The organism is Paraburkholderia sp. BCC1876 (assembly GCF_902833695.1).
In the GTDB taxonomy this organism is placed as follows: Bacteria; Pseudomonadota; Gammaproteobacteria; order Burkholderiales; family Burkholderiaceae; genus Paraburkholderia.
In genome coordinates this window covers 43901-58334 of the sequence record NZ_CADFGI010000012.1, presented here as the reverse complement: position 1 = coordinate 58334, position 14434 = coordinate 43901, and the positions used below count along the sequence as shown (strand labels likewise).

The 14434-nt window shown below is 65.2% G+C and carries 2 protein-coding genes; one reads left to right on the top strand and one right to left on the bottom strand.

All coding sequences use genetic code 11. The features are described from left to right. Window positions 1-117: 117 nt before the first annotated feature. Entirely contained in the window at window positions 118-1425 is a 1308-nt protein-coding gene (locus tag HWY05_RS31690; protein WP_176060811.1) for a substrate-binding domain-containing protein, read from the top strand. 207 nt (window positions 1426-1632) lie between these two features. Here the strand turns inward: HWY05_RS31690 and HWY05_RS31685 are convergent, their stop codons facing one another. Further along, on the bottom strand, window positions 1633-14304 hold the full coding sequence (locus HWY05_RS31685) for a filamentous haemagglutinin family protein (RefSeq protein WP_176060810.1): 12672 nt from the start codon (window positions 14302-14304) through the stop codon (window positions 1633-1635). Window positions 14305-14434 lie beyond the last annotated feature (130 nt).

The following is a 14434-nucleotide window of genomic DNA, read 5'->3' as shown; positions in this document are numbered from 1 at the left end:
TCGTTATTAAAAATTCACGAGATAAGCACGACGTTCATCCTAAAGTAGCTGCGCGGTCAACGACATAGTCCGGCCGTATCGGCAGCCCCTCTCTTTTTCTTCGTGCAAGGAAATCTCATGAAATCCAGCAAGCGCAAGATCTGTCAAATTCTGGCTCTCGTCCTGTCGGGCGTGGGTGCATCGGCTGCAATGGCGGTTCCCGTGGTTCAAGGCGGCGGCTCGTCGCTCGTGGCACCGACGATCGGTGCAATTGGCCTGAGCACCACCGAAATCGGTCTGTTCGGCACCAGCGAAGGTTCGTTCACGTATTACTCGGTCGGCTCGGGCGCCGGTCAGAACGCGTTCCTCGGCAATCAACCGACGTTCCTGGGCACGGGCGTGACGGGCACGGTCGACTTCGCCAACAGCGACGCAGCGCTGAACACCACCCAGATCACTTCGTATCAGGCCGGGCTGGCCAGGACCAGCGGTCCGCTGATCCAGATTCCGTACATCGTCACGCCGATCACGATTCCGCTGGTCAACGCACCGGCCGTGACGAGCACGACGACGCCGCAAACCACGCCGGGCCAGGCACACAGCATCGCGCTGAACGACGACGATTTGTGCGGTATCTTCTCGGGCAATTTCACCGACTGGAGCCAGGTCACGGATCCGGAGAAAACCACGAAGTATCCGGCTGGCGCGATCAAGGTCGTGTACCGCGCTGACAGCAGCGGTACGAGCGAATTGCTGACGCGCCATCTGGCGGCTGTCTGCGCCGCGTCCAGCGCGACAAAACCCGGTATCACGTTCGTCGACTCGCTCACCTTCGCAGCCTCCTTCCCGAGCGGCGTGCCGTCGAATTTCGTTGGGGCAACAGGTAGCGGCGGCGTCAAGAGCCAGTTGACCTCCTACCTCGCGGCCGGTACTGCCGCAGTGGCTTACCTGAGCCCGGACTACACGAACACGTTCCTTGCACCGTCGAGCTCGTCGGCTTCGTCGCAGCTCCAGGTGGCGAGCCTGCTGAACGCGAAGAACGGCTTGTACTACGCGCCGACGGCTGGCAACGCGACGACGGCATTGTCGATCGCCGCGCCCGGCACGAAGAACGCCGCATCGCAACCGGCCAACTGGGTGCCGATCGCGGGCGCGTCTTACACGGCCAACGCCAACCCGGCCTCGGGCTATCCGGTCTCGGGTACGAGCCAGATTCTCGTGAGCCAGTGCTACGCCGATCCGGCCGTCAAGACGGCCGTGCATGACTTCCTGAACAATCACTACACGAACTCCACGTTCGCCACCGTGATCCGCGGCAACGGCTTCGATACGGTTCCGTCCAGCTTCCAGACGGCGATCTCGAACGACTTCCTGAGCAACGCGAGCGGCTGGAACCTCGACATCGGCAACGCGGGCGTTTGCACGGGCACGATCACGGGTCGTTAAGTTTTGCTCGCAGTCTGAATACCGCAGAAGTATTTTAGAAACCGCGTCCCCGGGAAACCGGAGACGCGGTTTTTTTATGCCGCGGATCGCGACGCCGCTCAAATGAAAATGGCGGCAATCGCCGCCATCCTCGTGCTCGACTTTCGCCCCCATCAAACCTGAGCTGCACGCCAACCAACCTCGGTCAGCGCGCCATCCTTCCTGTTTCTATATTTTTCCCAACCGTTCCCGTTCCTGCGCACTAAGCACGGCTTGCTGAGTCGGCCCCACCTGCCCGAACCCCACGATCGACACCGCGCTGGACGAGTCGTACCCAACCTGCTCCCGCTTGCGCTTCCTGCCGTCGTCCGTTGCGTCGCCGAAGCCTTCCACCTGGACCGAGATCGTCCAGCGTCGCTGGCCGACACCCGACGCATTGTTCTTCACGAGGTCCTGCGCCAACTGGCTCGCCGCCGACGCCGCCGAACTCGCGGCGGTCAGCGCACCCGTGTTCACGGCCTGTCCAACCGGCACGCCCAGCGACGTCCCCTGCACCTGAATGTTGTCGGCGTTCGCCACATGCAACGCGGCCACGTTCAGGTTGCCCGACACGCGAATGCCCGCGTCGCCCGCATCCACCGTGCCGCGCGGGGCGATCAGATTCGCGTTGCCCGTCGGCGAGCCCGGCACTGACTGCAAGGTCGCGATCCCGGCTCCTGTCACCTCGCCGCGCGCGTCGACCGTGCAGTAGTGGTTGGCGTCGCACACGTATTGCGGCGCCGGCGTATCGGCGGACGACTTCGCACCCTTGCCCGCGTTGATGTCGCCGTTCGAACTCCAGATTGTCAGGTCGCCGCCCTGCTCGGTAAAGATACGGCTCTGCGCGAGCAGCACACTCTGGTCGGTGAAGATGTCGATATTGCCCTGCTCGAGCGTCAGGATGCCCATCGACCCGGGACCGGCTATCACCTTGCCGTTGCTGTCGATAGCCTCGGGAGGCGCCGTCGTACTGCCTACCAGCGCCTGACCGCCGGGACCGAGAATGGAGATGTTGCCGCCCTGCTGCGTCTGAATGGTCGTGCTGCGAATGTCGAGGTTGCCGGTGCTGACTGCCTTGTTCGCGCCGTTGCCGCCACCGGCCAGATTGTTCGCCGTGTAGCCGAACGACGCCGGGAACAGCGTGTTGATCGCCTCGTAGCCGCGCGCGTATTTCTGGTAATAGGGGCTGGCGGGATTGTTGTAGTCGGTGCCGACCTGGGTCAACACGCTGAACAACACCTGCTCGGCGAAAAGCTGCTGCACGTACGACGGCAACGCCTGATACTGCTTCCATGCCGCGCTCGCGGACAGCGTGCCTAAGCTTTTCTGCGCAGCATCCTTGTCAGCCTGCAGACCCGTATCGACGCCAAGGCCCGCATCGTACTGCTGCATGAACGCGATCAGCGCCGGCGTCGCGCTGGACACCCCGGCTACTGAACTGCCGGGGGCGATATAGGTCGAGACGAACGTCGACAGGTCGACACCGGGTCCAACACCGAACAGCACGTTGATGTTCGCGCTCTCGTGCGGCAGATTGGGATTGTTCGCGTTGCCGACCGCCTCGATCCCCGACCCGAAAGTCGGACCCACACTGCCGGCCTGAGACGCCGTGGTCAGCGGACCCATGTTTCTGCCCGCTTGCACGTCCAGGGTGCCCGGGCCGCCAAGGATCAACGCGGGCACCACCTGCACGGCGCCAGGCGATTGATAACTGGTGTCGTAGATGTCACGGCCCGCCACGATACGCGTCACGTCCGAGCTGCGTAGATTCTGCCCCTGGAACGCCAGATTGACGATGTCCTGGCCTGCCTGAATCAGTGTTGCCTTGTCGGTTGAGATCGTAACGAGCTGGTTGTAGAAACCCGCGGTGGTGCCGGTCGTATCGAGAATCCCGTTGACGATGCTGCCGTTCAGACTATAGATGCGTGCCGGCGTCGTATCGTCGGCGTGCACGGGGCTGGTTGCGTGAGCAGCCGGCTTTGCCGATGGCTGCGTCGGCGACGGCATCTGCGCCGGATCGGCGTCTCCCATGCCGAACTGGGAGGACAAGCCCGCGGAAAAAGTCACGCTCTGATCGGCGATGAGGTTCAACTGCCCTACCGCGGACGGATACAGCGAACCGCTTGCCTGCATGCCGATACTGCCGTCGAACGCCGTCACGTTGAGACTGGCCGGCAAGGTGGAGATCGCGCCCGTCAAATAGCCAAGCAATCCCCCCATCGCGACGTCGCCCGTTGTCGACAGGATGTTCACCGCGGAGGTTGCCGAATACCCCTGGCTGTCCGCGTACTGTTTGTAGTTCGACAGACTTCTGCTACCCGTCTGACTATTCGGCGCGGTAAATGTGTTTGAATAAGACGGATCGAGCACCGAGCCGATATTGATATCTTGCCGCGCCGTTACGTTGAAAATTCCGTCCTGTAGTGCGAGCACGGTCGGCACGGCGATGGGTTTCTGAAAGTCGGTTTGCGCAGCGACGGTAATGTCCGAGCCGATGCTGCCGCCCGCAACGATCGTCCCGGTTCCTTTAGCAACGAAATAGTCGCCGCTCAGAATGTTGCCGCCCGCGCGCACCGACAGATTGCCGCCGCCAACCGTGACCGGGGCGCCGTTACCGTTCAGATACCACGTCGTCGGCAACGACACCGCCAGGTCCGAAATATTGCCGTCGGCGCTGATCGAGACGTTGCCCCCTACGCTCATTACGCCCTGGTCGAACGCGCCGAAATCGATCGATGTCCGGTTCAACAGGGTCGTAATCCCAACAGTCGACGCGGTCCGGCTCGCCGTGATCTGCATCCACTGCCACCAGAACTGACCCATGCTGCTGCCGGCGACACCGGTCACCAGGCCTTGCGCGTCCGTGGTGTATTCGGCCGAGTTGATATCGCCCTGCGCGTGAATCGTGATATCGCCGGCGGAATCGGGGTTCACGGCCGGCGACACCAGAATGTCGGGATCCCCCGCACCGCCGCGCACCACGGCGCCATTGCCCGTCACCGCGGGCGCACCTGCCGCCGGCGCTCCCGCCGTATAAATCACGCCGGGTACGACCATCACGTTCGGGTCGTTCTTCGGCGTCGCGCCCGGATCGAACAACGACACACCATTGCCCGCGGCGACGTCGATGCCGCCCGTCCCGGTACGTATCATCGTCGGCACCAGCAACACGAGGTTGTCGGGGTTGTTGGGATTGGTCGAATTGGCGTACGCGAAGTAGCCGCCCAACGTCACGTTGCCACCACCCGCGAGGGGTATCCCAGCGGCCTTCGAAAAAACCGGCGCGGCCTGCACGGACAGCGGATCGGCGCTCGCCAGGTCGGCGCCCGCCACGATCCGGTAGGAACTGCTGGAACCGCCGTTCAGGCTCGCGGAGAGTAACGGCAACGCGTTGCCGACGACCGCGACCGGCGACGGCGAGTTGTCGGTCGGCGCGGCCGTCACCAGGATGGGTTGAGTAATGAGTTGCGCGAGCGTCGCGGGCGGCGCCTGCAACTGATCGATGTGCGGCGTCGCGTTCGGATTGGCTTGGACCCATTGCGCAAGCTGATTGCGATAGGTTTCATAAAGCGCAAGGTAGCGGGGATAGGCGGTGGAATCGTCGTGCTCTTCCTGAGCGGTCGGTGCCGCTACACCCAGTACCGGCTGACCGGTCACCACAGGTGCGTTCTGATTGGCGGGTTGGGCGCCAAGGAAGATGTACTTCCCGTTGGCATCCTGTGACGACAGGTATTGCGCGTATTCCTGGTACATCCCGTAGTACTGTGCAATCTCACCGGTGTCGCCCGAGGTCCAGTTGATCGGCGCCGTCAGGCCGAGGTAGGCGTAGTTGGCGAGGATGTAGTTGAATTCCCCGAATGGGGTCGTCGCCCACTGGTTTTCCGTATTGGTGTAGGACGACGCCGGCGGGATCGGTGCGGAGACGCCGTTGCCCACCGGGTTCGCAATCTGGAAAAAACCGTCCGTCAGACTGGCGTTGACCTTGACGTTGTTGTCGGCCCGGAAGGTGATGACGGGTGCCTGCCCTTCGAAGCGGAAGGCAAGATTCGTCGGCGACGTACCCGCCCCGAGGTTCCAGTTCGTCAGAATGGAGATGTCGCCGTTGTTGATCGCGGTACTCGGATTGTCCAGCTCGATGCCCGGCACCACATGGAAGTTCGCGATGCGGGTCCCAGCGAACTTCGCCGCCACGCCGCTCACGCCGTTTTCGACAAAGTTCATCAGCGTGCCGGGCCCGGCGACGCTACCGTCGCTATTCATGACGTAGCCGTAGAACGACTCGTGATCGGCATTCGCCGTCGTGGGCTTGAAGAAGTACTGGGACTGATACTTCGCCAGCTCGTCGGGAGTCGGATCGGCCAGCGCGTTGCCGCTCTGATCGGTCCAGGTGCCCGCCACCATGCCGGGTTGTCCTGCGCCCGCCACGCTGTTCCCATACCAGCCCGCCGGATCGACGATACCGTCGAAGTGCCGCGCGCCCGTGCCTGGATCGGTCGTACTCCACACCGCGTACGCTTCGAGATTCACGCCGCGCGCGCCCTTGATCTGCGCGCCGGGTTGCAAGGTCACGTTCACGCCGCCGTTGTCCAGCAGCGGCGCGCGGAAGTTGACCGTGCCGCCCGACAGCCCGGCCGCCGTGCCGCCCGACACGTCGATGAGGGCGTTGCTGCCTAGCGTGATCAAACCCGAGTTCGCCGCCGAAATGTTCTCGTAGCCGTACGTCGGATTCACCGTCACGGTGCTGCCCGGCGTGCCGATCGTGTCGATGATCACCGTACCGCCGCGTTGCGTCGTGCTCGACCCCGTCGCAATCAGGGAACCCTCGACGTCGACCCCGCTCTTGCCGTAAAGACCGATTTGCCCGCCGGCGATTCCCGATGCGTTGATGGTGCCGAAAATCTGCACCTCGCCGTTGTTCGGATCCTGGCCGCCGGCGCCGCCATTCGCGGTCAGCAGCACCTGGTGCGCCGTCAACGTGTTGCCAGGCGACAGCGTGAGGTTGCCCGACTTCGTCTGAATCGCGATCGCGTTGTTCACGCCGCTCGAGGCCAGCGTCTGCGCGAAACTGTCCAGGTTGACCGCGCCGCCGGTGTCGAGCGAAATTGAACCGCCCGCATAACCGCTCGCCGCTCCGCCCTTCAACGTCCCATTCAGATTCACGCTCTGCTGCGGCGCCGACAGCGTCAGACTTCCCGCCGCGCCGCCGCCTTTCGCGCCCGAGAAGTCCAGCGTCGAACCCGATTGCACGTCCAGCGCGCCCACGTCGGCGGTCAGTGCGATCGAGCCGGCCGGCGCGTATTGCGTCACGTCGAAGAACTGCTTCGCCGCGCCCGCCGCGCTCACCGTCGAGCCCGTGCCGATCGTCAGGTCGCCGCTCGTCGCTTCGAGCCCCACGTTGCCCGCGGCGGCGGCGATCGTCGCGCCGTTGTCCGCAATCGTGCCGCCAATGAGATGCCACGCGCCGCCAACGCCCGTGCGCGTCAACGCCGTACCCGCCGCGTTATTCAGCGTCAGCACGCCGGTCGTCTTCACGGTCGAGGCTGAACTCGTATCCGCCAGATACACCGGCGCATTGAGCGTGACCGGCAACGCGCCGAAGTCGAACGTGCCGGTGTTCTGCCCGACGATGCCGCCTTGCGCATTCATCGTCGCCGCGCCAAAGCCGCTGACGATCTTGTCGCCCGTGCCGAAGTCGATCTCCTTGGCGTTGACCGTGAGCGTGCCGCTACCCGCCGTCGCGGCCGGCGTCGGCGCGCCGGTCTCGTTCGTGAACGCGATCTGCTGTCCATTGAGCACGACGTTGCCGCCGTCGCTCGCGAACGTGCCCGCGCTCAGGTCCACGCTGTTGCCGAACGTCGCGTTGACATTGCCGACGAAATTGATCGCGCCCGCGCTGCGCAAGATCACCTGCTGCGCGTTCGCGAGTTGCGCGAGTCCAGCCGGATCGAGCACGAAACCCGGCAGGTTTGCGGCAGCCGCGCCGGCCTGATTTGTGAATGTGATCGCCGAGCCATCCACCGTGATGGCTTTCGCCGATAGCGTCGCGCTCGGGTCGACCTTGAGGTTGCCCGACGAATCGAGCGTCAGCGCCTGGCCGCCCGTGAGCGTCGCGTTCGCGCCGACCGCCAGCAAGCCGGTGCCGGTCGCGCCGGCGCGCGTCACCGTCGTCATTGCGCCGTTCGAGACACGTAAAAGCGAACCGTCGCCCGCGATCGCGATCGGCTGATCTTTCGCCGCCGGATAGCTGCCGGTCGCGGTGATCGCGCTGCCCGCATCGACGCGCAGGCCGTTGGCCGCGTTCGGATCGATACCGGTCGGGTCCGTCTTCGTGACCAGCAGAATTTCCGGGCCGCTCAGTGCGCTGCCCGCATTGTTCGAGACCACCACGCTATCGGCGAGCGGGTTGATCGTGATGCCGCTGGTCGTCGCGGTGCGTGTGCCGCCGATCAGCAGGCTGCCCGCGTTCAGCGAGTTGAGATCGGTCGCGCTGATCTGCAGATAGCCGGACAAGGCGGGACTGCCGTTGCCGGTGATCTGAATGTCCTGCGACGCGATGTCGACTTCCGCCGGCGCGCCGCCTTGTCCGGGCGCCGTGTTGAGCGTCGCGCCGAGCGTCAGCGCGCGCGTGGCGGCCAGCACCAGTTGACCGCCGTCGACCGGTAGCGGCGGCGTGACGTTGCCCTTGCCGGCCGCTAGCGTCGGGAAGAAGCTATTGGCGCTGGTCAGCGTGTATTGCGAGTACTGCTGCCACACCGGCCCCGACTGCACGTCGAAGAGCGTCGGCGTCGCGCTGCGGCTGCCCGTGACGGCGTTGCCGAAGTAGCCCGCGGTCATCACCGTGCCGTCGGCCAGCACGTTGCTGGAGCCGGGCGCCACGTTGCCGGTGGTGCTCGCCACCGTGACCCGATAGGCGCCAGGCACCGTCGCGTATTTACCCGGCAACAACGTGTAATAGCCCGGCGTCAACCCCGGCACGCCGGACAGATAGACCGACTGCCCGATCGCACTGCCCATGCCGGCCTGGCCGATACCGAGACTCGCCGTGCTGGTGCCCACGGTGCCGTTGCCATTGGTCGACGGCTGCAGCGTTTGCGCGAAGGTCGGGTCGTAAGCGGACACGGGCGACTGCGCGCCCGGCAGGATCGCGTACACGTTCGACGCGCCCACGTTGACGGGCACCGCCACGCCGGTCGGATTGCTCGCGTAGCTGACGTTGTATTGCGACAGCACGTCGCGCGTGCCGCCCGTGCCAGGTATCCATTCGGCGGCCTGAAGATCGCCGCCGCCGGACAGGTCGATCGTCGCACCCTTGTTCAGCGCGACGCTACTGCCGTTCACGCCGATAAACTTCGACGGCGGCGCATTCAGATCGGGCGTCGTGTTGCCGGCTAACGGGTTGAACTGCCATTCCGTACCGTCGACTGTCGTGCCGTACGGAATCACGCTGTTGCCGTTCGATACCGACGTCACGCTGCCGTTCGCGAACGTGACCGAGTCGGTCGCGACGAGCGTCTTGCTGTTGAACTGGGTTTGCGTCGTGGCATTGGTGGGGTCGCCCACGCCGAATACCAGCGTGCCCGACGGCGCGCGCACCGTGCCGCCCTGCACGATGTTCGACGCATCCACCAGCAACGTGCCGCCCGCCGACAACGGCACGCCCGACGCGCCGTTCGGGACGAACGTGACCGTGGTCGGCGCCGGTTTGCCCGTGCTCGGGTCCGTGGGTCCGATCGCATCGACAATGAACGTGCTGGCGGTCGACGGATACAGATCCGCCGCCTTGAACGTCAGGTTGCCGGGCGTGTAGAGCTCGCCCGCCAGGAGCCCCAGGCTGACCGTCTGCGCGGCGTTGGTCGAACTCAGGCGGATGTCGCCGCGGCTCGTGAAGTTCGCCTGACCGAAGTTGTTCAGCTGAAACTGGTTCTCCAGATCGATGAACGACGCGTTCACGTTCAGCGTGCCGTCCGATAGCGTCGCAACCGGGGTGAACGCCGGCGGATTGTTTGCGAGCTTCGGGCCGACCAGCGCGACGTACGGCGCGTCGATAGTCACCGTGGTGCCGAGCGGATTCTGCGGCGCCCCGCCGAGCAGCGTCGTCAGCACCGGCGCGGGGGATGGATTGAGCGGCGTCGGTTGAATGGCCGGCGTCGACAGCAGCGTGGACAACTGGTCCATGCCTATCGCCGCGATCCGCCCCGAGTTCACGGTGACCGAACCCGGCAGCGTCAGGTTGACGTCGCCGGCGAACGCGACCGTCACCGGCGCGACGAGCTTTGCGTCACCCAGCACGAGATTCGCGATCCCCGAACCGTTCAGACGGTCGGCGGCGAACTGGATCACCCCGTTCGGCGTCCCGAGCGCCTGCCCGGTGGTCGGATCGATGGCCGTGTCGAAACGCTGTCCCGGCGCGAGGCCCTGCGGCACGAATTGTCCGTCCTGGCGCACGATCAGCGCGGTCGCGCCGGCCACCGTTCCCTTCGTGCCATCGTTCACATACACACTGGACGAGGCATTCTGCTGCGGCAGGATCGTCAGCGTGCCACCGGCGGCCTGATCGCCGCCTGGCCTGGCGTTGAGCGTGCCGTCGAAGAACAGCCCGCTGGCTGCCCCGAGCGTAATCGAGCCGGCATTGCTCCACACCGGCTGCGACGCGTACGTGCCGTTCGCCTGCAACTGGTCGAAGCTGGCCGATGTGCCCGACACGTCGATCTTCGAACCGGCCTGCGCCACCACGTAGCCGGAGTCGTCGGAGATCGTCACGCTACCGCCTGCGAGCACGCGGCCCGTGTTCGGCGTCAGCGTCGTCAAGCCGTTCTTCACGGGTGAGGCCAGCGGGTTGGTCAACGCGACGCCGGATACATCGAGCACGGCGTTGGATCCCAACCAGACCGATTGGGTCGGGCTCGTGAACGTATTGCTTGCGTATTGTCCCGGCAGTTCAAAGCTGCCCGTGGCCGAATCGCCGCTCAGCACGATCGAGCCGCCCGGCGCGATCAGCGCGCCGAGCACCGTCACCTGCGCGGGTGAGCCGAGCCCGATACTGGCGCCGGCGTCGCCGACGATCGCTGCCCCTTGTCCCACGCTCACGCCGCCCGTCACGCCGGCATAAACCGGCACCTGGGCGACTCCGCTTGAATCGAGTCGGTGCCAGTTCGCGTAACCGCCCGCGGTCATCGTGAGGCTGGTCGCCTGGCGGTGATACGCGTCGAGCGGTCCCGGCGTGGTCAGCCCCGCGGCCGACAGACTGGCGCCGCTAACGGTGCGCTGCAATGCGACCGCGTCCGGGATCAGGTTCTGCTGGGTCAACCGGACCATGGCGCCCGGCGCCACGGTCGCGTCGTAGAAAGCGTTCAGCACGTAATTGCCGAACCCCTGGGTGGCAAAAAAATCGGTCGGCAGCAGCAGGTCCCAGGCCGGCGCTTGCGCCGGATCGCCGCCGATCTGGAACCCCAGCGCCTGCAGCGTCAAGGTGCCGCCGCCCGCAAAACCGGTACTCCGGATGGTGCCGTCCATCTGGATTTGCCCCGCCACCGGCTGACTGGCAGGCAGGAATGGCGAGTTGACATCGCCATTGCCAAACGGGTTGCCATTTGCGGCGTAGGTCAGCAGCGACAGGCTCCCGCCCTTGCCGGCCGGGATGCCGTTCTGCGTCAGCAGTTGACCGTTGGCCTGCATCTCACCGCCGCCGGACACGTCGAGCACACTGCCCGGCCGCAGCAGGATCGAGCCGGTTCCGTCGGTCACTGTCCCGTTGATGTTCGCGCTATTACCGAGCGTCGACAGCGCGATGCTGCCGCCGTTGATGAACTGGCTGTTGCCCGGCGTCGTGCCCGGCGCGGCCTGCACGTCGTTGTTCACCCACTGGCCGGCCACGCTGATCAACGCATCGGGACCGACCGTGATGTTGCTGCCGGTGGTGATAGAGACCGTGCCCGACGGCACGATCAACTGGCCCGCCACTGTCGCGCTGCCGCCAGTCGAACCATTGAGCTTCAGGGAACCGCCGGGCTGCAGCGTCAACTTCGTTCCCTCTGACACCAGAAAGCCTTTGCCGCTGCTCTTGTCGCCCGTGAGATCGACGTTCGCGAAGCCCCCTGCATTCAACGTATCGACCGGCACCACGATGGTCGCGAGCACGTTGTTCGGATCGGTGGCCGACAGTGCATTCAGCGCGGCCGGATTCAGCAACGTGTCGTATGAAAATCCCGGCGCCAGATCGTCCAGCTTCGGCGCGGCGTTCTGCAGGATCACCAGGTTGAATTCACCCGATGGGGCGCCGTCCCTGCCGTTCTGCGTCAGGCCGATCACCGCATTTGCCGTCGTGAGTTTCGGATCGACCCCGAGATTGAATGTGCCGCCGGTCGGTAGATCATTGCCCTGGGTCTGCTTCGAACCGCCGAACGCCTGCGCGGTGACATCGCCGTCGAGCACCATCGACTGCGACGCGAAAAGATCCAGCGTCCCGGCGTTGCCGCCCACAATGAACTCAGGCTGATAAGTCCCGCCGGTCTGCAACGGGTTGTACCAGGTTTTCGTCACGCCCCAGCGCGGGTGGTTCTCCATGAACTGGCCGGCGATACCCACGAACGTATCGAACGGACTCGCCTGGCCGATCGGCACGATCGCGCCGTTCGCGTCGACGAGGCGCGTGGTGTTCACCATGCCGCCGTCGTAGTGAACGTAGCCGCCGTTCAGGTTCAGCGACGAACCGCCCGCCGTCATCACCTCGTTACCCGATAGCGTGATGGTGCCGCCGTTGGTGAGCAACTGGTCGACCGTGCGCGGCATGCCGTTCACGTAGCCGGACAGATTCAGGATCGGACTGCCGACCCATTGCAAGCCATCGCTGCGCGTGCCCGTGAGCGTGCTGTCGACCACCACGCCCTTCTGACCGAACAGGAAGCCGTCGCGCAGCAGCGCCGAGTCGGCCAGTTCGTTCTGGCCGATCCGGTCGATCGTGAGCAGGATGCTGGAGATGGGCAGTTCGACGTTCGCCAGACCGGAGACGTCGATCGTCGCGCCGCTGTCCAGGTAAATACGGCCCGGCACCGCGGTTTGACCGACCGGCGTGGCATAACCGACCACCGACTGGGTCAGCGCGTTGACGGACACGCTCGAGCCCGGCGCCTCGATCAGCGAGCCGCCCTGAAACCACACGGAGCCTGCGGTCATGGTGATGTTGCCGGCCGTGAAGACCGTGCCCGGCGTCGACGTCGCGGTCTGGCCATTGGCATCCGGCATGATTGCCGTCACGGAGTCAGGACCGAAACTCAGCAGGCCGGCACGGCCCGCGCCGCTGGCAACGCCCGCGCCGGCCGTGAACGGTCCGCGGCCCAGGTAGCCGGCGCTCGCCGGATTGTTCGACTGGTACTCGTCGACCGTCGAGATCGTGATCGCGCCCGGCGTATTGACGCTGGTCGTCACCCCTACCACTCCGTTCTGCTGCACGTTGCTGCCGAGCAGGTTGACGTTGCCGCGCGCGGCCTGAACGATGCCGGTATTCGTCAACGTGCCGGCCGGTGTCAGATCGATCGTCTTGCCGCTCGCATCCGTCATGACGATTTGACCGCTCAATTCCGGAAGCAGGACCTGCGGGTTGGTCGTGGCGCCCACATTGGGCAGGAGGCTCACGCCGATGCCGGCCGCCAGCACCACCTGCCCACCGTCGGCCGTGATCTTGCCGCCGTTGTTCACATTGGGCGCGGCGATCATCACGAAGCCGCCGTCGCTCACATTGCCGTTGGTATGGGTCGTAATCGACGCGCCAGGCGAGATCGTCACGTCGCCCCAGCCCTGATACTGGCTCAGCGAAGTGAGCTGGATCTTGTTGCCCAGCCCCAACACCTCGTTCGGCACGCCGGTGTGGCCCACCACGCCGCCTGTCGTCGAGTTGCCCGACTCGGGATAGGCCAGACCGCCCGTGGTGCCCGCCGGCAAGCTCAGGAACTGCTGGTTGCTCGCGACGATGCCCGCGGCGTCCTGCGCGAGCGTGCTGTCGGTCACCAGCGGCACCTGTTTCACGAGCGTCTGGTTGTAGTCGTTCATGTTCAACAGATCGAGCGACGACGCCACCAGCGCGTGCACATTCACCTGCGACCCCGCGCCGAACAGAATCCCGTTGCGGTTGATCACATACACCGCGCCCTGCGCGGTGATGTTGCCGAGAATCTGACTCGGTGCGCCACTCGGATCGACGATCCGGTTGAACACCGCCCAGTTGTTCGCGCCGTTCGTCTGCGTGCCGGCCGACTGATCGAAGTTCAGCGTGGTCTGCTTGCCGACGTTCATCGTCTGCCAGGTCAGCACCGCGTTCTGGCCGGTCTGCGTCACGTTCACGTTGACGTGGCCGCTGCTGTCGACGGTTTGCTGCGGCCCGTTCGCGTTGATCCACAGCAGCGGATTGGTCGAATCCGTGTTCTGACTGACGAGCGCGCCTTTGCCGTTGTTCACGAAGGTGATGCCCGGCGCCACCTGCAGGCCGCCAGGCGTCAAGCCGTTGGGCACGTTCGACACCGTCGCCGCGGCGGCTGCCGCTGCCGCGCTTTGCGCGGCGATCTGCGCCGCGATCGCCTGCGCCGCGTGACCGAGATTGCGAATCGACGGCTGGCTCGCCTGCAGTGCCTGCTGCGGCGACACGCCGAGATTCGGCACACCCGTGCCGCCGTAGCCGCCCGCGCCGCCCGCCGCGTTACGCGCGGTGGCTTGCCCCAGATTGACGATACCCGCGGCGTGCGCCTGGGTCGTGAATCCCGCCGCCAGGATCAGCGCGACGGCGCGACGCAGCGGCCGCACGTCGGCGATAAGGACAGTCTGCGAACGATACTGGTGTTGTTGTCGTGCTGCGCGCGCGCGTGCTGCCATTCTCCACCCCGAAACCTTAGAAGTTGACGACCCCGTCGCTTGCGCCCACTCTGGCGCCCACGTGAAGCCGCGAATGTCGATTACCCGAATCCCCGATTCTTCGATCTTTCGACCGTTCGCCGACCCCGCG